Consider the following 23,297-nt stretch of genomic DNA (forward strand, 5'->3'; position numbering starts at 1 on the left):
GACAAAATGGGCCAGCTAATGCTGGCCCCTTACTGCTTAATTAGTCCCACCAAACGTCAAAAAGTTCGCTGACGCGGACATCTTCCAGTTTGTGGTCTTCAAGCCATTTGCGCACAAGCGCCTGATGTTCTTCGGTGCATTTACCGACTTCCTGGGTGCAGATCAGACCTTCCCATGCCAGGTAACCGCTACCATCAAAGGCCAGCTTGTTTGGCTCGATCACTTCATTAATGAACGCATCTACGTCCTGATCGATCTGGTCTACGCTGGTGCCTTCCGGGAAACGCCACGCAACGGAGAAGCCCACTTCCTGGAATTCTTCGATGTGCATTTTTTTACGCAGACGACGGCTACGATTCTTTGCCATTATTTCACCCTCTCGAACATTAAGTCCCATACGCCGTGACCAAGACGATGGCCACGCTGTTCAAATTTTGTCACCGGACGTGAATCCGGACGCGGTACATAGTCGTTGCTTGCAGACTGGTTTTTATACCCGTCCAGAGACGACATGACTTCCAGCATATGTTCCGCATAAGGTTCCCAGTCGGTCGCCATATGGAAGACACCGCCCAGTTTCAGCTTACTTTTTACCAGCTCAGCAAACGGCGCCTGAACGATACGGCGTTTATTATGCCGTGCTTTGTGCCACGGGTCAGGGAAAAAGAGCTGAACCATGGTCAAAGAATTGTCAGGAATCATTTTGTGCAGCACTTCAACCGCGTCGTGACACATAACGCGCAGGTTCTCAACGCCCTCTTCATGAGCCGTTGCCAGACATGCGCCTACGCCTGGCGAGTGCACCTCAATACCGAGGAAATTTTGCTCCGGGCGCGCGTGGGCCATGGTAACCAGTGAAGACCCCATACCGAAGCCAATCTCCAGTGTTACCGGCGCGTCGCGGCCAAACAGCTCGGTAAAGTCCAGAGGCTGCTCGCTGAACTCAACGCCCATCACCGGCCAGTAGTTGTCCAGCGCATGTTGCTGCCCTTTGGTCAGGCGACCCTGACGGCGGACAAAGCTGCGAATACGGCGCAGCGGGCGACCGTTTTCATCAAATTCCGGTGAAATGACGTCGTTTTTCATAAAAGAGTTGTCTGCTTGTGAGAATGTTCGGGAAACGGGCATTATCCAAAGTTAAGGCTTCTATGCAAGCATGGGAAAGATCCGGTTTACAGCAGATTGACGCTGTGCTGCAATCGGCGTCCCTGATTATACGAATCGATGACCATGCAAGCCTCTCAATTTTCAGCCCAGGTGCTGGACTGGTACGACAAATACGGGCGTAAAACCCTGCCCTGGCAAATTGAAAAAACGCCTTACAAAGTATGGCTCTCCGAAGTGATGTTGCAACAAACGCAGGTCGCTACGGTGATTCCCTACTTCGAGCGCTTTATGGCACGTTTCCCAACGGTGACCGACCTGGCCAATGCGCCATTAGACGAGGTGCTGCACCTGTGGACCGGTCTCGGTTACTACGCCCGTGCGCGCAATCTGCATAAAGCCGCGCAGCAGGTGGCGACCCGACACCACGGCACATTTCCGGAAACCTTCGATGAAGTGGCCGATTTGCCCGGCGTCGGACGTTCAACCGCAGGCGCGATCCTCTCCCTGTCTTTAGGCAAGCATTTCCCGATCCTTGACGGCAACGTGAAGCGCGTCCTCGCACGATGCTATGCCGTTGACGGCTGGCCGGGAAAAAAAGAGGTCGAAAAACGGCTGTGGGAGATCAGCGAAGCGGTTACCCCGGCAAAAGGCGTGGAGCGCTTTAACCAGGCGATGATGGACCTGGGGGCCATGGTCTGCACGCGATCAAAACCGAAATGCGAACTTTGCCCGGTTAATAATCTCTGCGTGGCTTATGCGAACCACGCATGGGCGCAGTATCCGGGCAAAAAGCCAAAGCAGACGCTGCCAGAGCGCACCGGCTACATGCTGTTGATGCAGCATGGCGAAGGCGTCTTTCTGGCGCAGCGGCCGCCGAGCGGCCTGTGGGGTGGTCTATACTGCTTCCCACAGTTTGAAGATGAAGAATTGTTACGGGAATGGCTTAAACAGCGCGGCATCGCTGCCGATAACCTGACGCAGCTGACCGCGTTTCGTCATACCTTTAGCCATTTCCATCTGGATATTGTACCGATGTGGCTTCCCGTGTCCTCAATCACCGCCTGCATGGATGAAGGAGCGGCTCTCTGGTATAACTTAGCGCAACCGCCATCAGTCGGGCTGGCGGCTCCCGTGGAGCGCCTGTTACAGCAATTACGTGCCGGTGCAATGGTTTAGCATCAGCCACCAACAGAGGAATGAGTATGGCCAGAACTATTTTTTGTACTTTCCTGCAGCGTGACGCTGAAGGCCAGGATTTCCAGCTTTATCCGGGCGAACTGGGTAAGCGCATCTATAACGAAATTTCCAAAGAAGCCTGGGGACAGTGGCAGAAAAAACAGACCATGCTGATCAACGAGAAGAAACTCAGCATGATGAACCCGGAGCACCGCAAACTGCTTGAGCAGGAGATGGTGAACTTCCTGTTCGAAGGCAAAGACGTCCACATTGAAGGCTATACGCCGCCGGAAAAATAACAGCGTGCGGGGGCAACTCCGCCGTACAAGCAAACACAACACGCACTCCCGGAATGATGAAAAAATTTTTAGCGCTAGCCCTTGTTGCGCCGTTGCTTGTCTCTTGTTCTTCCAAAAAAGGCGATGATTACAACGAAGCCTGGATAAAGGACACCAACGGTTTTGACATTTTGATGGGGCAGTTTGCCCATAACATCGAAAATATATGGGGATTTAACGAAGTTCTTATTGCCGGACCTAAGGACTACGTTAAGTACACCGACGCCTATCAGACCCGAAGCCATATCAACTTTGACGAGGGGACTATCACGGTTGAAACCATCGCAGGCACCGAACCTGCCGCACGGTTACGTCAGGCGATCGTGAAAACCTTACTGATGGGTGACGATCCAGGCTCAATCGATCTCTACTCCGACGCCGATGACATCACCATCTCCAAAGAACCGTTCCTGTACGGCCAGGTTGTCGATCAGACCGGACAGGCCATCCGCTGGGAAGGGCGTGCCACAAAATTTGCCGATTATCTGCTGCAGACGCGCCTGAAAAGTCGCTCTAACGGCCTGAAGATCATCTACAGCGTCACCATCAACCTCGTGCCGAACCACCTCGACAAACGTGCGCATAAGTACATTGGCATGGTGCGTCAGGCCTCGCGTAAGTACGGCGTGGATGAGTCGCTGATCCTGGCGATCATGCAGACCGAATCGTCGTTTAACCCGTACGCGGTAAGCCGGTCCGACGCGCTGGGACTGATGCAGGTCGTGCAACACAGCGCAGGTAAAGACGTCTTCCGCGCTCAGGGTAAATCCGGTACGCCGAGCCGCAGTTATCTGTTCGATCCGCAAAGCAACATTGATACCGGCACCGCCTACCTGGCGATGCTCAACAATGTCTACCTGGGGGGAATTGATAACCCGACATCACGTCGCTATGCGGTGATCACCGCGTATAACGGCGGAGCGGGCAGCGTCCTGCGTGTCTTCTCGAGTGACAAAGTGCAGGCGGCGAATATCATCAACAGTATGGCGCCGGGGGATGTCTATTCCACGCTCACCACCCGACACCCGTCTGCGGAATCCCGTCGTTATCTGTATAAAGTGAACACGGCGCAAAAAAACTACCGTCGACGCTAAACCCTTTACCCTGCCCTCTTCCTGTGGGAGAGGGCCAGGGTGAGGGCATCAGATCGCTCCCTCCCCGCCCCACCCATACGAAAATGTTATTTGCATCACAATCCAAACTGCAAATTAATGTGGATTGCATTTTTTTGCGGGAGGTAACAAAACATAACCTCGCCTGCTGATAGAATTGCATCAAATAACAACCCTGAATGTTCCTATAACAACATATCTCCCGCTCACTTGTGAGGAAAGTAACATGAACCTTAAGCTGCAGCTTAAAATATTGTCGTTTCTGCAGTTCTGCCTGTGGGGTAGCTGGCTGACTACACTCGGCTCCTATATGTTTGTGACGCTCAAGTTCGATGGTGCGTCTATCGGTGCCGTCTACAGCTCGCTCGGCATTGCGGCTGTCTTTATGCCAACGCTGCTGGGTATCGTGGCGGATAAATGGTTAAGTGCGAAATGGCTGTACATGCTTTGCCATCTGGTGGGTGCGGGGACGCTGTTTATGGCAGCCCAGGTCACCACGCCGGGGGCGATGTTCATGGTGATCCTGTTTAACTCGCTGGCCTACATGCCAACGCTTGGCCTGATCAACACCATCTCCTACTACCGCCTGAAATCTGCCGGTATGGAAATCGTCACCGATTTCCCGCCAATCCGTATCTGGGGCACCATCGGCTTTATCATGGCAATGTGGGGCGTGAGCTTCGCAGGCTTCGAACTGAGCCATATGCAGCTCTACATCGGGGCGGCACTCTCCGTGGTGCTGGCGCTGTTCACCCTGACCCTGCCGCATATTCCGGTGTCTAACCAGCAGAAAAACCAGAGCTGGAGCACCATGCTCGGTCTGGACGCCTTTGCGCTGTTTAAAAACAAACGTATGGCGATCTTCTTTATCTTCTCCATGCTGCTGGGTGCGGAACTGCAGATCACCAACATGTTCGGCAACACCTTCCTGCACAGCTTCGACAATAACCCGCTGTTCTCTGGCAGCTTTATCGTTGAACATGCGTCAGTGATGATGTCCATCTCTCAGATCTCTGAGACGTTGTTCATCCTGACCATCCCGTTCTTCCTGAGCCGCTACGGCATCAAGAACGTCATGCTGATCAGTATCGCTGCATGGATGTTGCGCTTCGGTCTGTTTGCCTACGGCGACCCAAGCCCGTTCGGTACCGTGCTGCTGGTTCTGTCGATGATTGTTTACGGCTGCGCCTTCGACTTCTTCAACATCTCTGGTTCGGTGTTTGTGGAAAAAGAGGTGAAACCTGAAATCCGCGCCAGTGCTCAGGGTATGTTCCTGATGATGACCAACGGCTTCGGCTGTATTCTGGGCGGTGTGGTGAGCGGTAAAGTGGTTGAGACGTACACCACTAACGGCATCACCAACTGGCAGCCCGTGTGGCTTATCTTCGCCGCGTATTCGTTGGTACTGTTCTTCGCGTTTATCGCACTGTTCAAGTACAAGCACGTACGCGAACCGCACGCTGCGCAGCCTATCGCGCATTAATGATTATCCCCTCTCCTTTCAGGAGAGGGGTAATTTCGCCAACACCCATCCTACCGACAATAAATCCGCACTGCCCCCCGGGCTTAAATTCCGTTCAACGAGCGCATTGTCCATCTGTATTAATGCATCACGATCCCAGCCACGCGTCAGTAATGCCCGCGCATACCCCTGCACATAGCGCAGCCCTTCCATACCGCCGCGCGACACCAGGTTACTGTCCTGATTCATCGCCATCAGGCGCAGCAGCAGGTCATGCAGCGCGTGCCCGTTCCATTGCGCCAGCGCTGCACGCACCGTAGCAAAACCGCTTTCCGCTTCGCCCCGCGCGCCGGTTAAACCATACTGCTGAAACTGCCGCTCCCCTGCCGTCGCCTGTCCACTGCGCGCTGCCAGCTCACGCGCCACCAGCCCGCGACAGAGGTGACTCACCTCACTACAGAGGCTCTCAGCCGTGGCGTGTTTCACACGTCCGGCGGCAAAGCACAGCAAACCGAGGGCAAAAATGCCGCCTTTATGCGTGTTCACCCCGCACGTTGCAGCGTACATTGCCTGTTCACAGGCAATGCCCATCGGGCGAATGATCCGTAATTGTTCCGCCGCGGGTTTATCCGCATGGGTATGACCCAGTTCTGCAAAGCGCGCAAACCACGGGGTGATGGCCGCAATACTGCGGGCAAACAGCGCATGGTCCATATCGCGGTGTGCACCGTTGTTGAGCTTATCGACCAGACCCGGCTTGGGCGTCAACGTCAGCTCCTGCCATAACGCCTCTTCGGCGAGCCCTGGCACATCGCATGGCTGCGGGTTAGTCGCGAGCAAACCAGTCATCGATCATCTTCTCCACGCGAGCCACCACCTGCTCTACAGGATGCTTACGCGAACGGGAACAGGCGTGGGCAGGCTCATCACATACCAGACAGCGCCGGAGGTGTGACCCTAAAGACTGGCGCCCCACATGCCCCTGTACCGGGCAGATCACATCCAAATCCCACAGCCTGCCGAGTGGGTGAGTCTGCTCCAGATCCGTACAGTGCGCTTTGATTTCCGCCGCCGGATGCGCCACGCACCAGATTGCTTCTGGCCCGGTGGGCAGCCACAGCACCTGGCGGTCCAGCACCTGCCAGCGGTTTTCCCACAGCAGCTGGTCGCACATCTGCAATGCCACGCCCATCGTATTGCGATAGCGCAGGCTGTCTTTGATCTCCCCGGGGGTGACGAGCGTGAGAGAAATCACCGGTTGTTGATAGTGCGTGAGCCAGTCAGTCTGGCGTGCTGCACGGCGCTCTTTCGCCGCCAGCAGCTCCTCCAGGCTGACACCCGCCCGCACGGGTGTCGCTACAGTCATCATTACTCCTTCACCTGTCGAACGGTGTCGATGACGCTGCCGTCGCGGTAGCGGATCACACCGACGATTTTGTCGGTAAACTCAATGGGTTTTGGTACGCCGGTCAGTGATATCGCCCGCTCGAAAAGCGCGTTGATATCGACAACGTTGAGACCTGCGGCAAGCAGTCGTTCGCGGATTTCCGGGCGTGCCGGGTTAACCGCGATGCCGTGATCGGTAACCAGCACGTCGATGCTCTCCCCGGGCGTCAGCCGGGTGGTCACCCGCTTCACGACGGTTGGAATACGGCTACGCAGCAGGGGGGCGACCACGATGGTCAGGTTCGCCGCCGCGGCCACATCACAATGTCCGCCGGATGCCCCACGCATTACGCCGTCAGAGCCGGTAATAACATTGACGTTAAAATCGACGTCAATTTCCAGGGCGCTGAGGATCACCACATCAAGCTGGTCGCAGCTTGCTGCCTTGCTGCCGGGGTTGGCATAAACGTTGGTGGAGATCTCCACATGATTCGGATTTCGTGCCAGCGAGGCCGCGGCCTGGCCGTCGAAACACTGGGTATCGAGCAGCTTTTCGATCAGGCCTTTCTCGTGCAGATCCACCAGGCTGCCGGTAATGCCCCCGAGCGCGAAGCGCGCCTTCACGCCGCTGCGCTCCATTTTCTCCTCCATAAAGCGGGTACAGGCGGTAGCCGCCGCACCGGAGCCGGTCTGCATGGAAAAACCGGGTTTGAAATAGCCTGAATGTTCAATCACATCCGCCGCGTAGCGGGCAATCATCAGCTCACGCGGATTACTGGTCACGCGAGCTGCACCGACGCTGATTTTCGCCGGATCACCCACGCTCTCCACCTGCACAATGTAATCCACCTGATCCTGCACCAGGCTGGCGGGCATATTCGGGAACGGCAACAGTTCTTCGGTCAGCAGCACCACCTTGCGGGCGAAATGCGCGTCCACCATTGCATAGCCAAGCGAGCCGCAGCACGATTTCCCGTGCGTGCCGTTGGCGTTGCCAAATTCATCGCTGCACGGCACGCCAAGAAACGCCACGTCGATATTCAGCTCGCCGTCCTGCAACAGCTTCACGCGCCCGCCGTGGGAGTGAATTTGTACCGGCTCGGCCATCAACCCGTGTGAGATAGCGTCCGCCAGCTTGCCACGCATACCGGAGGTGTAAATCCGGGTGATAACGCCGCTTTCGATGTGTTCGATCAGCGCGTCGTTACAGGTCATCAGCGAGCTGGAAGCCAGCGTCAGGTTTTTAAAGCCCATACGCGCAAGCAGCGCCACGACGGTATTGATCACCCGGTCGCCTTCGCGAAACGCGTGGTGGAAGGAGACGGTCATCCCGTCCTGTAACCCGCTGCGTAACACCGCCTCTTCGACCGAAGCACAGAGCTTACGGGTGTGTTTTTCGTCAGGGCTGTTCAGCCATGGTGTTGCGCTGTGGGCGGCATCAAACGGTTTTAAGTCCCGCAGATGGGGGAAATTCACATGGAGAAGTTCTGTCTGATTCATTGTGTAATCCTTAACGACGCACGCCGGAGGCCGCCGCGCGTTCCAGCACCATCTGCGCGTGGTTAATAATAGGGGCATCGACCATTTTGCCGTTGAGCGACACGACGCCCAGGCCGTTACGCTCCCCCTCTTCTGCCGCTTCAATCACCCGTTTCGCGTGATCCACTTCCTGCTGGGTTGGGGCATAGGCGTTATGTAACAGGTCAATCTGACGTGGGTTAATCAGCGATTTACCGTTAAAGCCCATCTTGCGGATCAAATCGACCTCGCGCAGGAAGCCGGCTTCATCGTTAACGTCCGACCACACCACGTCGAAAGCGTCGATACCCGCGGCGCGGGCGGCGTGCAGCACGGCACAGCGGGCATAAAACAGCTCAGTGCCATCCCCGCGTTCCGTCTGCATGTCCATCACATAATCAAAGGCGGCCAGCGCGATCCCGATTAAGCGCGGAGAACTGCGGGCAATGGCCACGGCGTTAATCACCCCAATCGCCGATTCAATAGCCGCCATGACGCGGGTCGAGCCCGGCTCGCGCCCGCATTCACGCTCGATACGCGCCAGATGCCCTTCCAGCTCATCGATATCCTCTGGGGTGTCGGTTTTCGGCAATCGAATCACGTCCACCCCTGCCCGCACGGCGGCTTCCAGATCCAGCAAGCCAAACGGCGTGCTCAGCGGGTTAATGCGCACCACGGTTTCGATATCCTGATACATCGGGTGCTGCAGGGCATGAAACACCAGCATGCGCGCGGTATCCTTCTCGCGCAGGGCGACGGCGTCTTCAAGGTCAAACATGATGGAGTCCGGGCGGTAGATAAATGCCGTAGAGAGCATGGCGGCGTTTGCGCCCGGCAGGAACAGCATACTGCGGCGGAGTTTGCTCATTTCAGCGCCCCCCAATTGAGTGTCGGCTCATCGGCTGCGCGCAGGAGCGCGCTTTGCAGGCGGGCGCGTATCACACAGTCCAGCGCCCCTTTATCTTCAACAATAATTAATCCCTGGTGCACGTTCATGGCGCGCAATGTGTCGTTAACGACCTGGCGAATATGTTCGCCAAACTGCTTAATCACTTCACTGTGGATGATAATTTCCAGCTCACCCTGAGCGGGGGCAATTTTTACCATCAGGTCGCTGGACTCCTGCGTACCGGCCAGCGCCTCCCTTACAATTTTCATGATAAATTCCTGATAGTTATGCGACTTCCGCACTCGCACGGTAATGCGTTTCGAGGTGCGCGAAGGTGGAGTCCGGGACAATCTCCCGGATCCGGGAAAACTGCTGTGTCTTGAGCAAGCGGCGGACTTCCGACGCGGAAATAGCGTTGCCGGTGACCTTGATGCGCGGCATTTCCACCACGTCAATCTGCGAGGCCAGCAGGTCGTGCAGCGTCTGGTTGTACTGACGGGTGATATCGCAAAACGGCTCCGAGCCGATAAAGCGATGCGTAATACCCAGCGCCGGGGCGATGAAGTCCCGGAAGATCAGCACATCGATTTCGCTCCACGCCTGCTGTACTTTGCCGGTCTCTTTCAGGAAGTAGGCCGGGAACGTGGCGCGGGAGATGATGTACTGCGATCCTTCATGCACAATCACGTTCGGCAGATGCGCCACGCCCGCCCGTACCATCTCTAGCCGGGCGCTGAACGGGAAGAACGAGGCATCCTCGCGCACCACAAACAGATGCAGCGCATCGCACTGCCCCGCGGCCTGCTCGACCAGATGCCGGTGGCCGAGGGTAAACGGATTCGCATTCATCACGATCGCGCCAATCTTCTTCCCGGCCTTGCGCTGACACTTGAGCGCGCGGCAGTAGCGCTGGATCCCCTGCGGGGTGTTTTCCATCAGCACCGCGTTGTTCCCGCTCTGGGCAATCGGCCAGAAGCCGCTGCGGCCAAAGCGCTCCTTGTTGCACGGACGGGTGCAGAGGAAGAGGTGAAAATGGCCGCGCTCCAGCGCCGCGTTTTCCACCTCTGCCAGCAACCGTGCGCTGAGGTTCTCCCCACGAAGCTGCTCGTTTACCGCCACGCACTTGATGACGTTAGCGGCAAGCCCGGCACAACCCACCAGCTGCGTGCCGGACCAGGCTTCGACAAACAGCGTGATGTCGTTGTCCAGGCCAAGGCCGCTGTCTGCCAGCAGGTAACGGATCTGGCTTAAGCGTTCCGGGTGTTTCGCCACAAGGGTGTGGCGAAAATCGATAGTGGGTTGACTGTTCATGCCGTTTTACTCAGTGTGCTGCCGCAAGCCCGGTGGCGGGCGCTTCCATGATCACATTGCTCAGATGACCGATATGCTCGATCTCCACCTCAATGCGATCGCCCTCTTTCATGAACAGCGGCGGGTTGCGCTTTTTGCCCACGCCGCCAGGGGAGCCGGTGATGATCACATCGCCCGGGCTGAGGCGGGTAAAGGTGCTGATGTATTCGATAAGCTCCGCGACCTTGTGGATCATGCTGCTGGTGTTGTCTTCCTGCACCATACGGCCGTTAAGCCAGGTGCGGATCGCCAACTGGTGCGGGTCCGGGATCTCATCAGCCGTCGCCATCCACGGGCCAAACGCTCCGGTCTGACGCCAGTTCTTGCCCGCCGTAAACCAGGTGTGCTGCCAGTCGCGGGCGGAGCCGTCCATATAGCAGCTGTAACCCGCCACATGGCGCAGCGCCTCATCACGGCTGATGTTCTCTCCGGCTTTGCCGATGATGACCGCCAGCTCTCCTTCGTAGTCGAATTCACTGGAGTGACGCGGCTTCAGCACCGGTTCGTTATGGCCGGTCTGCGAATCCGGGAAGCGGACGAACAGCGTCGGCGCCGGGTTGTGCTGGTCAAACTCTTTGCGTTTGTCGGCGTAGTTCATGCCCACGCAGAGGATTTTTTCCGGCTGCTCAATCACCGGTAAGAAGGTGATGGCATTCAGAGGGACATCCACGGCGTCGTTGAGATAACGGGTGGCCTCGGCCAGCCCGTTGCCCTGCAGCAGCGCTTTGAGGTCGCTGTAGCGGTCGCCGAGACGGCGACCTAAATCAATCACACCTTCGGCCTGAACGATGCCGTAGCTGCGTGTTCCCTGGTATAAAAAGCTTGCGAGTTTCATTGTTCTTTCCTGAAAACTTAAACGAGGAAGTTGCCCAGTATCAGCAGAGAGATAGAGACGTTAATCGCGCCGCCGATACGGGTAGCAATCTGGGCGAAGGGCATCAGGCTCATACGGTTACCTGCGGTCAGAATCGCCACGTCACCGGTACCGCCCTGACCGCTCTGGCAGCAGGAGACGATGGCGACATCAATCGGGTGCATGCCAATCTTTTTGCCCACGAAGAAACCGGTCGCCACCAGCGCGGAGACGGTGCTGACAATCACCAGCAGGTTGGTCAGCGTGAATGCGGCGACCAGCTCATGCCAGGGGGTAATGGCCACGCCCACGGCGAAGAGAATGGGGTAGGTTACTGACGTCTGGAAGAATTTATACACCACCTGAGAGCCTTCCAGCAGACGCGGAGAAGCACCATTGCAAAGCTTGACCAGCACCGCCATAAACAGCATGCCAACCGGTGCGGGCAGGCCAATCAGCTTGTGGCCGAGCATCCCCAGCATGTAGAGCAGAACGGCCAGCAGTGCGCCAGAAGCGATCGTGGTGACGTCTGCTTTACCGGAGAACGCAGGCTGTGCGGTGGTTTCATCAGTATTCGCACGGTTAGGCATCAGCTGGCCTTCGCCGGTCAGGTGCGGGTAACGTTTACCGAGCTGATTGAGGCAGCCGGAGATGATGATTGCCGTCAGGCCGCCGAGCATAACCATAGGCAGAACGCGACCGAGCGCCACGCCCTGGTCCATATGCAGCAGGGTGGCATAGCCGATGGAGAGCGGGATCGCCCCTTCCCCAACACCGCCCGCCATAATCGGCAGAATGATAAAGAAGAAGATCTGGAATGGCTCAAGGCCCAGCGCTATCCCTACGCCCATGCCAACAATCATGCCGACAATTTCGCCGCACAGCATCGGGAAGAAGATGCGCAGGAAGCCCTGAATCAGCACGGTGCGGTTCATGCTCATGATGCTGCCGACAATGATGCAGCAGATGTAGAGATACAGAATGTTGGTGGATTTGTAGAACTTCGTGGTGGACTCCACCACCACATCCGGCAGCAGACCGTAATAGACCAGTGCCGAAGGAATAAAGGTGGCGCAAATCGCCGCCGCGCCGAGTTTACCGACAATCGGCAGGCGCTTGCCAAACTCACCGCAGGCAAAACCGAAGAACGCGAGCGTGGCGACCATCACCACGATATCGCTGGGCAGTTTGCCGCCGAGGCAATCAATGGCAATCAGCGCGCCGGCCAGGACAAAAAGTGGCAGAGGGATAATTCCGATTTTCCACGTATCCATAATATGCCACCAGCGCTCTTTGAGTGATGGTCGCTGAATATCAATCGGGTCGTGGGTAACAGAGAAAGAATCGTCAGTTGTGCTCATAATAAGCCCCTTAGTTATTTTGTGCGTTCAGCTTAGAGTCACAAAGGCTTACTTTATGTGAGGGATGGCATATTAAAAGCGAAGTTTTTATGGCAGCTATGGTTTTAATGGTTTCTTTTATTTAATGTGATTTACGCCTTATTTATTGCCGTGGTTTTTATGGTTTCTTTTCTAAAACGAACAATCAAATAACATTTCTCCAGACGGCTTCAGGCGCATAGGCTATTCGGAAAATTCTTTTACAGGGCCTGCTGTGCAAGGGATCACAAGTTTTCGGCAAACCGGGCATCCGCGCGAAAAAAGATGATATATTGGCAATCTTTGCTGCTACCTCGCGTGATAGTTATGAAAGTATCGTTTCAGATTAAGCTGTTTATTTCGCTGGTCGCCTTTTTCTCAGTACTTTTTGCGTTACTGGGCGGATATTATTACGTCGATGTCGGAAAGCAGCTTTATCAGGAAATGAGTGCGCGAGCCAAAATACAGGCGGAAGAGATCGCACTTATTCCCTCATTACGTGATGAAGTTGAACAAAAAGATATCAAAGCCATCCATGATTTTATGCAGAAAATTGCCGCTCACAGTGATGCCAGCTTTATTGTGATTGGGGATAATAAAGGTCTGCATCTTTTTCATTCGGTCTTTGCCGACAGAGTGGGCAAGACGCTTATCGGTGGAGACAATGAGGAGGTCCTGCAGGGAAAAAGCACCACCACCATCCGCAAAGGGGGGTTGGGTATTTCGCTGCGCAGCAAAGCGCCCATCTTCAACGATGCGGGGCAAGTGGTAGGGATTGTCTCGGTGGGTTATCTCACCAGCTACCTTGATACCATTACCGTCAGTAAAGTGGTCAATATCCTGCTGGCCGCCGTGCTGCTGTTGATTGCGCTCTTTATCTTCTCCTGGTTCTTTACCCGCAGTATCAAGAAGCAGATCTTCTCCCTGGAGCCACGGGAAATCGGCCTGCTGGTGCGCCAGCAAAAGGCGATGATGGAGTCTATCTATGAAGGGGTGATCGCCATTGATGATGAGCTGCGCATCGAGGTAATAAACCAGGCGGCACGCAAGCTGCTTGGCCTGAGCCAGCCAGCCCGTGAACTGCGCGGGCAGCTGATTAGCCAGGTTATCGACCCTGTCCCGTTCTTCTCGACGCAGACGATGCTGGCGAAAGATACCCATGATGAAATTTGCCGTTTTAACACCCTCACGGTGATTGCCAGCCGGGTGCGCATCATGCTTGAGGATTCGCTGCAGGGCTGGGTGATCACTTTCCGCGATCGGAATGAAATTGACTCGCTTAGCGCCCAGCTCAGCCAGGTTAAACGCTATGTCGATAACCTGCGCATCATGCGTCATGAGCAGTTGAACCGCATGACCACCCTGTCCGGCCTGCTGCACATGGGCCGCTATGAAGAGGCGATTGGCTATATTCAGGCGCAGTCGGAACATGCTCAGGAGCTGCTGGACTTTATCTCTTCCCGCTTCAGCTCCCCGACCCTGTGTGGCCTGCTGCTGGGTAAAGCCGCCCGCGCGCGGGAGAAAGGGGTCGAGCTCAGTTTTGACCCGGCCTGCCGGCTGGACAGGCCGTTCCCGTCGCTGGCTGAAGAAGAGCTGATCTCAATCATCGGCAACCTGCTGGATAACGCCATCGAAGCGACGCAGCGCTCACCGCTTCCCCATGCACCGGTCGAAGTGCTGATCAAACTGAGCGAGCAGGAGCTTATTATCGAAGTGGCCGACCAGGGCGTTGGCATCAAACCGGAGATCCGTGACAGGATATTTGAACGCGGCATCACCACCAAAGCACGCGGCGATCACGGGATTGGCCTGTATCTGATCGAAAGCTATGTTACGCAGGCTGGCGGCGCGATAGAAATTGCCGATAACACCCCGCGCGGCGCCATTTTCTCACTGTTTATTCCCGCCCGGCGTCCCGCCCAGCAACTGGAAGATACCGACTATGCAACATGAACTTATCGACGTATTGATTGTTGAAGACGAGAACGAACTGGCGCAACTGCACGCGGAACTTATCGGTAAACATCCGCGCCTGAGGCTGGTAGGGATCGCCTCGTCTCTCGCTGCCGCCCAGGTCCAGCTTGAAAGCAAACAGCCGCAGCTTATGCTGCTGGATAACTATCTGCCGGACGGTAAAGGGATCACACTGATCAATGACCCCATGCTCACCCGCGCCAACTGTTCGGTGATTTTCATTACTGCTGCCAGCGACATGGACACCTGCAGCCAGGCCATCCGGAATGGCGCCTTTGATTACATCCTGAAGCCGGTCTCCTGGAAACGCCTCAGCCAGTCGCTTGAACGCTTTGTGCAGTTTGCCGAACAACAGCGGGTCTGGAAGATTGTCGACCAGCAGAACGTCGACTCGCTCTACCAGCTGCAGGCGAAAAACTACCGTCTGGATAACGGCAGCAAAGGCATTGAGGAGAATACGCTGGCACGGGTACAGGCGTTGTTTAACGACAAGGCGACACACTGTTTTTCCGTCGACGAAGTCGTGCAGGAGACAGGATTAAGTAAAACCACCACCCGACGCTATCTGGAGCACTGCGTGGAGGCGGGGTTTCTGAGCGTAGAGATGTTGTACGGAAAGATTGGGCATCCACGGAGGATGTATAAAAGAAGTGCGGTGTGAGCCCTGACCCTCTCTTTGGGGAGAGGGCCGGGATTACGGATGACGGCGACTATGACAAAACATACCCGTACAGTCGCTTAATCCCATCGGGATCCTTTTCGCTGTAAACGCCCTGCAGTTCCGGCGAGAAGCCTGGCAGCAGGTTGATGCCCTCCTCCAGCGCCAGGAAGTAACGCTGTACCGCCCCACCCCAGATTTCACCCGGCACCACGCACAGTACGCCAGGGGGATACGGCAGCGCGCCCTCGGCGGCAATGCGTCCGCCGGCATCACGAATGCGCACCAACTCCACCTTCCCGCGAATATACGCCTGATTCGCATCCTGCGGATTCATCGCCCGTTCTGGCAAACTCTCTTTACGGAACATTGCCTTCTGCAGATCTTTCACGTCAAAGCTCACGTAGAGATCGTGCATCTCCTGGCAGAGCTGGCGAAGGGTGTAATCGCGATACCGTACCGGGTATTTCTGGTAGATGGTCGGCAGGACGTCAGCGAGCGGCGTATCGTCTTCAATATGCTGTTCAAACTGACCCAGCATCGCCACCAGCTGCGCCAGCTTCTCACTGCTTTCGGCAGGCGTCAGCAGGAAGAGGATCGAGTTGAGATCGCACTTCTCCGGCACAATGCCGTTTTCACGCAGGTAGTGCGCAAGAATGGTCGCCGGAATGCCGAACTCGGTATATTCCCCGGTTTCCGCATCAATACCCGGCGTGGTCAGCAGCAGCTTGCACGGATCGACGAAATACTGCTCGCTGGCATAGCCTTCAAACCCGTGCCATTTAGCCCCCGGCTCAAAGCTGAAGAAGCGGCGCTCGCTGGCGATGGCGTGTGTGGGATGATCCTGCCACGGACGCCCGGCCACCATTGGCGGAATAAACGGTTTGATCATATGGCAGTTGGCAATGATCGCCTTGCGGGCCTCAATGCCCAGCTCAACACACTCCGCCCAAAGCCGGCGCCCGCTCTCCCCTTCATGGATTTTCGCGTTCACATCGAGAGCCGCGAACAGCGGATAGAACGGACTGGTCGAGGCATGGAGCATGAACGCATTGTTGAGGCGCTTGTGCGGACAGAAACGCGCCTGGCCGCGAATGTGATTATCCTTTTTATGGATCTGCGAAGTCTGCGAGAACCCGGCCTGCTGTTTATGCACCGACTGCGTCACGAAAATGCCCGGATCGTTCTCGTTCAGATCCAGTAACAGCGGCGAGGTTTCCGCCATCATCGGAATAAACTGCTCGTAGCCCACCCAGGCCGAATCAAACAGGATGTAGTCACAAAGATGGCCGATCTTGTCGATCACCTGACGGGCGTTGTAGATCGTGCCATCGTAGGTACCAAGCTGAATGATCGCCAGACGAAACGGGCGTTTCTCCATGGCCTTTTCCGGTGCAACTTCACGGATCTGATTTCGCAGGTACGCGTCGTCAAAGCACTGCGCGTCAATCCCGCCAATAAAACCAAACGGGTTACGCGCCGCTTCAAGATAAACCGGCGTGGCACCCGCCTGGATCAGCGCACCGTGGTGGTTGGACTTATGGTTGTTGCGATCGAACAGCACCAGGTCGCCGCGGGTCAGCAGCGCATTGGTGACCACCTTATTTGCAGCGGAAGTGCCGTTCAGCACAAAGTAGGTTTTATCAGCATTAAAGACTTTTGCTGCGAACTTCTGGGCATGCTTGGCGGAGCCTTCGTGGATCAGCAGATCGCCCAGTTTCACATCGGCATTGCACATATCGGCGCGAAATACGTTCTCACCGAAGAATTCATAGAACTGCCGTCCCGCAGGGTGTTTTTTAAAAAATGCACCGTGCTGGTGTCCCGGACAGGCAAAAGTACTGTTGCCCATCGCCACGTACTGGCTCAGGGTGTCAAAAAATGGCGGCAACAGATTCTCTTCATACCGGCTGGCCGCCGTCTCCAGTTCCAGAAACTCCTGAGCTTTACCTGATATCACTGCCGTTGCGCCATCAGGAACGTCAGACGGCTCTTGCGAGTAAATAAACACCGGAAGCTGAAAGCCCGTGCGTTTAAGCAATGCCAGAATGCCGCTGCAACTTTCCACGGGGGTAATGACGACTGCCGCCACATCCGTAAAATCAGTGTTATCCAGCGTCACCTTTTCGCGGTGCGTAGACACAGTAGAGACCAGCTCGCGGCTGACGGCGATTTTCATGGTTTTCATAAGTGCAGTTACCCTCACCGAACGGTGAGACAGGAGTAGATAATATCGATACGGGTGAGCGTTCGCGCAGCGACAGACAACATCATCATTGGCGGCTCCGTACACAGGAAGGAGAAATTTCGCGCAATCATGTCACCTTTTATTTTGAGGTGCAAGAAGCAATCAGTATGTGTTAACCCGCCTAAACCTAAGCTTAACAGGCCCCTGGCATGTAATAATCCTGCAATACCCATGATTAACTAACAGGAGTTCACGGTGGTTATCGGACCCTTTATCAATGCCGGTGCCGTATTGCTGGGCGGCGTTCTTGGCGCCGTATTAAGTCAGCGGTTGCCGGAGCGTATTCGCTCTTCCATGCCCTCAATATTCGGCCTGGCCTCGTTAGGTATCGGCATTTTACTGGTGATCAAGTGCGCCAACCTGCCGGTGATGGTGCTTGCTACCCTGCTCGGCGCGCTCATTGGCGAGTTCTGCTATCTGGAAAAGGGTATTAACAGTGCGGTCAGCAAAGCCAAAAACCTGATTGCCCACCCGGGCAAGGCGAAAAACGGCACTCACGAGTCGTTTATTCAGAACTACGTCGCGATAATTATTCTTTTTTGCGCCAGCGGCACAGGCATTTTCGGTTCAATGCAGGAAGGCATGACTGGCGACCCCAGCATATTGATTGCGAAGGCGTTTCTTGATTTCTTCACGGCCACCATTTTCGCCACGACCCTCGGCATCGCCGTCGCCGCGATTTGCGTGCCCATGCTGCTTATCCAGCTGGCCCTCACTACCTGCGCCACACTGATCCTTCCTCTCACCACGCCGGCAATGATGGCCGACTTCACCGCCGTCGGTGGCCTGCTGCTGCTGGCGACAGGGCTGCGGATATGCGGAATAAAGATGTTTGCGGTGGTGAATATGCTGCCCGCGTTGTTGATTGCGATGCCGCTATCCGCGCTCTGGACGCACTTTTTTGCTTAAGTTTACGGCGAACTGGTGAGAGAGTGTGCAGTCCGTTACGAAAACAACAAATTTCGTTGACGGCAGAGGGCATATCAGGTTTAATGCGCCCCGTTGCCCGGATAGCTCAGTCGGTAGAGCAGGGGATTGAAAATCCCCGTGTCCTTGGTTCGATTCCGAGTCCGGGCACCACTCTTCAGAAAACCCGCCCTCGTGGCGGGTTTTTGCTTTCTGAGCCAACAACTTGTTGGTTCACCAGAAGTAACCACCCTTACCTCTCCCCCAACTCCACTTCCCGGTGGTACAAAATGGGCGTTATGATAAAACCCACCAAATACCGAAACGGCGCTTAGTATATCCGCCAAGCAGTTCCTCAGGGGAAGGTAAGAATCAGTACAAGGTACCGTGCCAGCATCAACCGAGGGAACACCGTCAGCAACGTGCTGATTTCTATGACGAGCACTCCCGCATAGATAGAATCCACACGGGGTGCTACGACGGGCTTAGCAAGCCTGCAAAGAAGTCTTTATACGATTAAAGAGGTTTTCGGTTTTCAGTCCTGAAAATCATCGTTTTCCAGGTAGTAACGAACCGCGGAGAGAAGCTCACCATTCCCTGAGGCAGGATTATGCTCTAGCTTTTTGTCAATGATCGCCTTAAAAATTGGCGCTTCAAGGAAAGTGCCGTAGTTATCTTCAAAATCCATTTCTTCGTCTTCGTTTTCAGCAAAATAATAACGACCATTGACTATATCTTCTTCTGAAGAAAGGCTGAACGATGGCGAAACATACAGCCAACCTACATCAGGCAAACCATCTTTCATTTGTAGCAATTCGTTAAAACCATTAATGACAATCATTTAAACCTCCACTATTTTCTGCAGGACGTCCCGCCACCCCATTTATTACGACCACCAGTTCCATCAGGATGGTAAATTTTATGGTAGCTTTTATGATCATTAAAATTTGCTAACTACAGTGCCGAGGGGTGTCACCATGATGCCACGCCCTCCGTTTAGGCGATAACCATTTGAATTTACGATATCTTAGCGATCGAACTTGCTTCGCTACACCGGGGTATTTGCCTTGTCACACTCGTTCAAAATCAGAGTCCACTTTCAAATGCTTGTATGCTCTGAAGAGTCCAAAGTATGTTCATGGAACACATAGTACACCTTAAGCCTGGTTCAACCTTCCACGTGACCTAATTGAATTCTGCGAGATGGAACGCCCCCACCTCCGGTTCAAACTAACGGAACAAGTTATAATGTAGCGCACCCTCGTGGCGGGTTTTTGCTTTTGGGGTAAAGCAAAGCTAGGGATCGTTCCCATCCGAATCCAGCAGTTTATTTTTAAAGATAAACAAACAAGCCTCGTTGAAGTTCTCTGCCCCCAGCCGTTCTGAGAGCGCGGTCCGTTTACGGTAGAGGCTTTTAATCGACGTATTCAGTTCCTGTGCCACCTCTTCCATCGCCATGCCAGCCCTGAGCAACCGCAGCATAATGGCTTCATGCGTGCTCAGCCGTAAGTTCAGCAGCCACTTTGTTGTCAGACGTTTGCCCTTCATGTTGAGCACCAGGTTGAATAACGACGCCATATCGGGTGCCGTGAGCGACGTGTTCATAAACAACTTCATGCTGAGCAGATTCTCCTCGCGATGCCGCATATCGAGCATAACGCAGCAGATTGTTTTTTTCGTTCTGGCCGGATGGCGTATCAGGTAATCATATAAACGCAGCGGTGCACGGCTATCAATCAATACAGAATATTCATCTGCGCCGTTATCAAATATCTTTCTGTCAATGGAGTCCAGCAGGATTATATCCGGAAAAAATATCCTCATCCCCCTGACAAGGTAGCGATCCTGTGTCACTAACACTATTGAAGTTGCCACTAACCATCCCTTTTAGATTAAAGCAAGAACGCCCCTTCGGAAAGAAGTCCGCCTTCGTTTTATAGCGCTTTTATATTAACGATAAATGTATTCTGGCTTTGATTGACCCTCAATTCGCACATTCATTGATACGTCTTCCCATAGACTATCATTCAATGGCTGCCATTAATTATAAGTAAAAAACAATCTCAGAAAAGTCACTTTTATGGATATTAAGAATTTTTGTCATGAAACTTCCCAAACATGCACCGGAAAGTACTTTAATTCACACCAATAAGGCACATTAAAAATATAAACAAATTTGTCACAATATAAATAAAAATAAATAAAATCATAAAGTTATAAATATAAATTCATTTCAAAATAATCGTTTAGGACAGCTCATTACAGAATTATCTCAAAACAACCACCCTGCTTTTCAACATATTTATCTGCCAACATATCGGGTGTACATTACCAGCCACTTAGCCCTGACCATAAGGACCCATAATTACCTTTAAGTAAGTACCCCATAACGTAACTGCATTCAGATTAAACGTTCTCATTTATGGCCTTTAACCCCGTGCTTAAAGGCGGCCGTGTTATGCAATGGATTTATGATAAACAAATGGCAAATAGATATGGAAAGATCACTTCGCTTCAATACGTTATTCTTTTACCGCGCTCCCGCTTTATTGTTTCTGTTATTACTTTTCCCCTTTCTGGTTCAGGCAGCAGAATCAGTATATGAACAACAGATTCAGCAGGCGCGTAACGGTAATTACGCACCTTTTCTGCAATATCTTCAGCGTTATCAGCAGCAACATGCCCTGACGCCTGAGCAGGTTGCGGACTGGTTGCAGGTGGCGTCCTGGGCGGGTCGTGATGACGACGTTATTCAGGTCTGGCTGCGTTACAAGGTCTATATGGCTCTTCCTGCCCGTGGCGTGGCTGCTGCTGCTCAGGCAAGGCGAAACCAAAAGGCGTGGCAACCTGCGTTAATGCTCTGGAAGGAGGCGTGTAACCTTGCACCGGATAACGACGATTATCGCATCGGCTACATCAAAACCCTCGCCGACGCCCGCATGGATACACTGGCTCTGCAGGAAGCCCGGCAACGGGTGGTGGAAAAGCCCTCTCTGGCTCACCTCCAGACGCTCTCTTATGTCTATTCACGCCTGGGGAAAAACCAGGAGCGGCTTTTGGCAGACATCCGTGCGTTGAATAGTGCGCCAGCGGATGACGCCCTTCGTACTGAGTTGATTGATGCGTTAACAGACAACCGGGCCGACACGCCTGCCCTGCGGCTTTCACAAACGGTGACGCTGCCCCCCGCGCAACGTCGCCGCCTGGCACTCAACGCCGCCGCCGAAATGGTACGCCTTGCCGATGTGCCTGCCCGTACTGAAACAGAGCGTTTGCAACTCGCGAAAGCGGCGCTGAACCGCTATGACGAGCTGCTGTCCCGCTGGCAAAACGAACCCCAGGCAGCGGAGGACGTTATCCGGGCCCGTGTCGATCGGCTTGGCGCGCTTCACGCCCACGGAGATTATCCACAGGTCATCAGGGAATATCAGGCGTTAACGTCGGCTCAGCATCCCGTGCCGACCTGGGCAATTGGCTGGGTTATCTCCGCGTATCTGGAGGAGAAAAATGCCGATGCCGCCCTCTCGCTTCTCAAACGTTATCCAGACTATGCGCCGGATCCGCAGGACGACGATCATGCGCTTTTCTACGCCTGGCTGGATACCGGGCAGTATCAGGCCGCTCGCCAGTATGTTGAGAAGATAACCCGTAACACGCCCTGGACCCGCTACGATTTCGGTTCGCCAACCCCGCAACCCAACGATCAATGGCTCATCGGGCAGTCGCTCACCTTTAACTATTTGCTGATGACCAATGCCCTTCCGCAAGCCGAAAAGCTGGCGCAACGTCTGGCTGCGTCAGCGCCGGGAAATCAGGGATTACAGATTGATTACGCCACCTTACTTCAGGCGCGGGGTCTGCCGCGGGCGGCGGAGCAAAAGCTCAAAATGGCCGAGACGCTGGAGCCATCCAATATCGAGCTGGAACGGCAGCAGGCCTACGTCGCAATGGATCTGCAGGAGTGGCGACAGATGGATTTACTGGCCGATGACGTTATCGCCCGCGCGCCTGTCGACGGGAGCGCCCGACGTCTGGACAGGCTCAGAGACGTCCATCATCTGTCCGAACTGCGTTTGAACGCGGGCAAAGGACTGCACTCTGATAACCCCGTCAGCGGCACACACGATCTGAGCTGGGATGCCACGCTCTACGGTCCGCCCATCGCGGATAACTGGCGGCTGTTTGGTGGAACCCGATTTGCGCAGGGCAATTTCGACGAAGGCAAAGGCAGCAGCCGCCACCTGTTTGCCGGCGTCGAATGGCGGCCTCGCGACCTTCTGGTCGAAGCAGAACTCTCCGGTAACCATTATCACGGTGCAAACAAGCCCGGTGCTCGCCTCTCGGCGGCGTACAGCCTGAACGATAGCTGGCAGGTGGGCGGAAACCTTGAACGTCTTTCACGCACGACGCCTTTACGGGCACTGCGTAATGGCGTCAGCGCAAACCGGGGAGAAGGCTGGGTCCGCTGGTATCAAAACGAACGCCGTGAGTACCAGTTTAACGCCTCTGCCAGCCACTTTTCCGACCATAACCGCCGCCAGGAGTTCGCCCTTACGGGTAAAGAGCGGCTGTGGCAGACACCCACCCTGACGCTGGATCTCGAACCGGGTATATCAGCGAGTACCAACACCCTGCGGGACACGCTCTATTACAACCCGGAGCGAGATCTGTCCATAACGGCGGCCCTGTCCGTCGATCACCAGATGTACCGCCATTACGACACGCTCTGGAGCCAGCAGGTCGTTCTCGGAGGTGGGGAATACTGGCAGAAAAATCAGCCCGCTGGTGCCATCGCCCTGCTGGGTTACGGGCAGCGCATTCAATGGAACAACGTCATTGATAGCGGCGTGATGCTGAACTGGGACAAGCGCCCTTTCGACGGTAAACGAGAAAGCAATCTCTCCGTCACGTTTGATGCGAATTTACGCTTTTAAGGATGAA

Annotated in this window: 21 protein-coding genes and 1 tRNA gene; 9 read left to right on the plus strand and 13 right to left on the minus strand. The window is 54.8% G+C overall.

Annotated elements, in window-relative coordinates; translation table 11 throughout:
• Positions 1-40: 40 nt before the first annotated feature.
• Together BJ887_RS10030 and trmB are read right to left on the minus strand one after the other, a co-directional pair.
• Positions 41-367, minus strand: a complete 327-nt coding sequence (locus BJ887_RS10030) for a YggL family protein (RefSeq protein WP_020883688.1) — start codon at positions 365-367, stop codon at positions 41-43.
• Complete coding sequence (gene trmB, locus BJ887_RS10035) at positions 367-1,086, minus strand: tRNA (guanosine(46)-N7)-methyltransferase TrmB (protein ID WP_020883687.1); 720 nt, start codon at positions 1,084-1,086, stop codon at positions 367-369. The genes BJ887_RS10030 and trmB overlap by 1 nt, the downstream gene beginning before the upstream one ends.
• Before the next feature lie 144 nt (positions 1,087-1,230).
• On the opposite strand from trmB, the gene mutY reads away from it, so the two are divergent.
• From mutY to BJ887_RS10055, 4 genes are all read left to right on the plus strand, one after another.
• Positions 1,231-2,283 carry an A/G-specific adenine glycosylase gene (gene mutY / locus BJ887_RS10040; RefSeq protein WP_181012589.1) on the plus strand — a complete coding sequence of 351 codons (1,053 nt, stop codon included), beginning with the start codon at positions 1,231-1,233 and terminating at the stop codon, positions 2,281-2,283.
• A 26-nt stretch (positions 2,284-2,309) separates the two neighbouring features.
• Positions 2,310-2,582 (plus strand): oxidative damage protection protein, encoded by a 273-nt coding sequence (locus BJ887_RS10045; RefSeq protein ID WP_013098674.1) that lies wholly within the window; start codon positions 2,310-2,312, stop codon positions 2,580-2,582.
• A gap of 56 nt (positions 2,583-2,638) precedes the next feature.
• Positions 2,639-3,715: a membrane-bound lytic murein transglycosylase MltC gene (gene mltC / locus BJ887_RS10050; protein WP_025203253.1), complete on the plus strand. Its 1,077-nt coding sequence runs from the start codon at positions 2,639-2,641 to the stop codon at positions 3,713-3,715.
• A 244-nt stretch (positions 3,716-3,959) separates the two neighbouring features.
• Positions 3,960-5,216, plus strand: coding sequence for a nucleoside permease (locus tag BJ887_RS10055; protein WP_121339821.1), 1,257 nt, complete (start codon positions 3,960-3,962; stop codon positions 5,214-5,216).
• Positions 5,217-5,234: 18 nt separating this feature from the next.
• On the opposite strand, the gene citG is transcribed toward BJ887_RS10055, so the two are convergent.
• Genes citG through BJ887_RS10095 form a run of 8 tightly spaced genes read right to left on the minus strand, consistent with a single transcriptional unit; the run spans position 5,235 to position 12,552 of the window.
• A complete protein-coding gene (citG, locus tag BJ887_RS10060) occupies positions 5,235-6,044 on the minus strand; it encodes a triphosphoribosyl-dephospho-CoA synthase CitG (protein ID WP_121339822.1) in 810 nt (269 codons plus the stop codon).
• Complete coding sequence (gene citX, locus BJ887_RS10065; protein ID WP_049023391.1) at positions 6,022-6,561, minus strand: citrate lyase holo-[acyl-carrier protein] synthase; 540 nt, start codon at positions 6,559-6,561, stop codon at positions 6,022-6,024. The genes citG and citX overlap by 23 nt, the downstream gene beginning before the upstream one ends.
• Positions 6,562-6,563: 2 nt before the next feature.
• Positions 6,564-8,081, minus strand: coding sequence for a citrate lyase subunit alpha (gene citF / locus BJ887_RS10070; RefSeq protein ID WP_121339823.1), 1,518 nt, complete (start codon positions 8,079-8,081; stop codon positions 6,564-6,566).
• Positions 8,082-8,091: 10 nt separating this feature from the next.
• Complete coding sequence (citE, locus tag BJ887_RS10075; RefSeq protein ID WP_014171585.1) at positions 8,092-8,967, minus strand: citrate (pro-3S)-lyase subunit beta; 876 nt, start codon at positions 8,965-8,967, stop codon at positions 8,092-8,094.
• Positions 8,964-9,257, minus strand: coding sequence for a citrate lyase acyl carrier protein (gene citD / locus BJ887_RS10080; protein ID WP_020883681.1), 294 nt, complete (start codon positions 9,255-9,257; stop codon positions 8,964-8,966). The genes citE and citD overlap by 4 nt, the downstream gene beginning before the upstream one ends.
• A 16-nt stretch (positions 9,258-9,273) precedes the next feature.
• Entirely contained in the window at positions 9,274-10,299 is a 1,026-nt protein-coding gene (gene citC, locus BJ887_RS10085) for a [citrate (pro-3S)-lyase] ligase (protein ID WP_014171587.1), read from the minus strand.
• A 10-nt stretch (positions 10,300-10,309) separates the two neighbouring features.
• Positions 10,310-11,173, minus strand: coding sequence for a fumarylacetoacetate hydrolase family protein (locus BJ887_RS10090; protein WP_014171588.1), 864 nt, complete (start codon positions 11,171-11,173; stop codon positions 10,310-10,312).
• Positions 11,174-11,190: 17 nt separating this feature from the next.
• Positions 11,191-12,552 (minus strand): 2-hydroxycarboxylate transporter family protein, encoded by a 1,362-nt coding sequence (locus BJ887_RS10095; protein WP_014171589.1) that lies wholly within the window; start codon positions 12,550-12,552, stop codon positions 11,191-11,193.
• A 345-nt stretch (positions 12,553-12,897) separates the two neighbouring features.
• Between BJ887_RS10095 and BJ887_RS10100 the strand changes: the two genes are divergently transcribed.
• Both BJ887_RS10100 and BJ887_RS10105 read left to right on the plus strand, forming a co-directional pair.
• Positions 12,898-14,523, plus strand: a complete 1,626-nt coding sequence (locus BJ887_RS10100; protein WP_121339824.1) for a sensor histidine kinase — start codon at positions 12,898-12,900, stop codon at positions 14,521-14,523.
• Positions 14,513-15,205: a response regulator gene (locus tag BJ887_RS10105; RefSeq protein ID WP_014171591.1), complete on the plus strand. Its 693-nt coding sequence runs from the start codon at positions 14,513-14,515 to the stop codon at positions 15,203-15,205. Before BJ887_RS10100 ends, BJ887_RS10105 begins: the two co-directional genes overlap by 11 nt.
• Before the next feature lie 49 nt (positions 15,206-15,254).
• On the opposite strand, the gene BJ887_RS10110 is transcribed toward BJ887_RS10105, so the two are convergent.
• Positions 15,255-17,390: an ornithine decarboxylase gene (locus BJ887_RS10110; RefSeq protein WP_047356735.1), complete on the minus strand. Its 2,136-nt coding sequence runs from the start codon at positions 17,388-17,390 to the stop codon at positions 15,255-15,257.
• A gap of 255 nt (positions 17,391-17,645) precedes the next feature.
• Between BJ887_RS10110 and BJ887_RS10115 the strand changes: the two genes are divergently transcribed.
• A complete protein-coding gene (locus BJ887_RS10115) occupies positions 17,646-18,359 on the plus strand; it encodes a DUF554 domain-containing protein (RefSeq protein ID WP_121339825.1) in 714 nt (237 codons plus the stop codon).
• Positions 18,360-18,454: 95 nt separating this feature from the next.
• Positions 18,455-18,530: transfer RNA gene (locus tag BJ887_RS10120), tRNA-Phe, on the plus strand.
• 361 nt (positions 18,531-18,891) lie between these two features.
• Here BJ887_RS10120 and BJ887_RS10125 read toward each other — a convergent pair.
• Both BJ887_RS10125 and BJ887_RS10130 read right to left on the minus strand, forming a co-directional pair.
• Complete coding sequence (locus BJ887_RS10125) at positions 18,892-19,197, minus strand: hypothetical protein (RefSeq protein ID WP_049023305.1); 306 nt, start codon at positions 19,195-19,197, stop codon at positions 18,892-18,894.
• A 455-nt stretch (positions 19,198-19,652) separates the two neighbouring features.
• Positions 19,653-20,180 (minus strand): LuxR C-terminal-related transcriptional regulator, encoded by a 528-nt coding sequence (locus tag BJ887_RS10130; RefSeq protein ID WP_044857798.1) that lies wholly within the window; start codon positions 20,178-20,180, stop codon positions 19,653-19,655.
• Positions 20,181-20,851: 671 nt separating this feature from the next.
• On the opposite strand from BJ887_RS10130, the gene pgaA reads away from it, so the two are divergent.
• Positions 20,852-23,290, plus strand: a complete 2,439-nt coding sequence (gene pgaA, locus BJ887_RS10135; protein ID WP_121339826.1) for a poly-beta-1,6 N-acetyl-D-glucosamine export porin PgaA — start codon at positions 20,852-20,854, stop codon at positions 23,288-23,290.
• Positions 23,291-23,297 lie beyond the last annotated feature (7 nt).

This window comes from Enterobacter sp. WPR_3_1, assembly GCF_003635055.1.
Classification (GTDB): Bacteria; Pseudomonadota; Gammaproteobacteria; order Enterobacterales; family Enterobacteriaceae; genus Enterobacter; species Enterobacter ludwigii.

What these genes read in the sequence shown, in the direction of transcription:
- BJ887_RS10030 (WP_020883688.1), bottom strand. Translation starts at nt 367, where the DNA reads ATGGCAAAGAATCGTAGCCGTCGTCTGCGTAAAAAAATGCACATCGAA.
- trmB (WP_020883687.1), bottom strand. Translation starts at nt 1,086, where the DNA reads ATGAAAAACGACGTCATTTCACCGGAATTTGATGAAAACGGTCGCCCG.
- mutY (WP_181012589.1), top strand. Translation starts at nt 1,231, where the DNA reads ATGCAAGCCTCTCAATTTTCAGCCCAGGTGCTGGACTGGTACGACAAA.
- BJ887_RS10045 (WP_013098674.1), top strand. Translation starts at nt 2,310, where the DNA reads ATGGCCAGAACTATTTTTTGTACTTTCCTGCAGCGTGACGCTGAAGGC.
- mltC (WP_025203253.1), top strand. Translation starts at nt 2,639, where the DNA reads ATGAAAAAATTTTTAGCGCTAGCCCTTGTTGCGCCGTTGCTTGTCTCT.
- BJ887_RS10055 (WP_121339821.1), top strand. Translation starts at nt 3,960, where the DNA reads ATGAACCTTAAGCTGCAGCTTAAAATATTGTCGTTTCTGCAGTTCTGC.
- citG (WP_121339822.1), bottom strand. Translation starts at nt 6,044, where the DNA reads ATGACTGGTTTGCTCGCGACTAACCCGCAGCCATGCGATGTGCCAGGG.
- citX (WP_049023391.1), bottom strand. Translation starts at nt 6,561, where the DNA reads ATGACTGTAGCGACACCCGTGCGGGCGGGTGTCAGCCTGGAGGAGCTG.
- citF (WP_121339823.1), bottom strand. Translation starts at nt 8,081, where the DNA reads ATGAATCAGACAGAACTTCTCCATGTGAATTTCCCCCATCTGCGGGAC.
- citE (WP_014171585.1), bottom strand. Translation starts at nt 8,967, where the DNA reads ATGAGCAAACTCCGCCGCAGTATGCTGTTCCTGCCGGGCGCAAACGCC.
- citD (WP_020883681.1), bottom strand. Translation starts at nt 9,257, where the DNA reads ATGAAAATTGTAAGGGAGGCGCTGGCCGGTACGCAGGAGTCCAGCGAC.
- citC (WP_014171587.1), bottom strand. Translation starts at nt 10,299, where the DNA reads ATGAACAGTCAACCCACTATCGATTTTCGCCACACCCTTGTGGCGAAA.
- BJ887_RS10090 (WP_014171588.1), bottom strand. Translation starts at nt 11,173, where the DNA reads ATGAAACTCGCAAGCTTTTTATACCAGGGAACACGCAGCTACGGCATC.
- BJ887_RS10095 (WP_014171589.1), bottom strand. Translation starts at nt 12,552, where the DNA reads ATGAGCACAACTGACGATTCTTTCTCTGTTACCCACGACCCGATTGAT.
- BJ887_RS10100 (WP_121339824.1), top strand. Translation starts at nt 12,898, where the DNA reads ATGAAAGTATCGTTTCAGATTAAGCTGTTTATTTCGCTGGTCGCCTTT.
- BJ887_RS10105 (WP_014171591.1), top strand. Translation starts at nt 14,513, where the DNA reads ATGCAACATGAACTTATCGACGTATTGATTGTTGAAGACGAGAACGAA.
- BJ887_RS10110 (WP_047356735.1), bottom strand. Translation starts at nt 17,390, where the DNA reads ATGAAAACCATGAAAATCGCCGTCAGCCGCGAGCTGGTCTCTACTGTG.
- BJ887_RS10125 (WP_049023305.1), bottom strand. Translation starts at nt 19,197, where the DNA reads ATGATTGTCATTAATGGTTTTAACGAATTGCTACAAATGAAAGATGGT.
- BJ887_RS10130 (WP_044857798.1), bottom strand. Translation starts at nt 20,180, where the DNA reads ATGAGGATATTTTTTCCGGATATAATCCTGCTGGACTCCATTGACAGA.
- pgaA (WP_121339826.1), top strand. Translation starts at nt 20,852, where the DNA reads ATGGAAAGATCACTTCGCTTCAATACGTTATTCTTTTACCGCGCTCCC.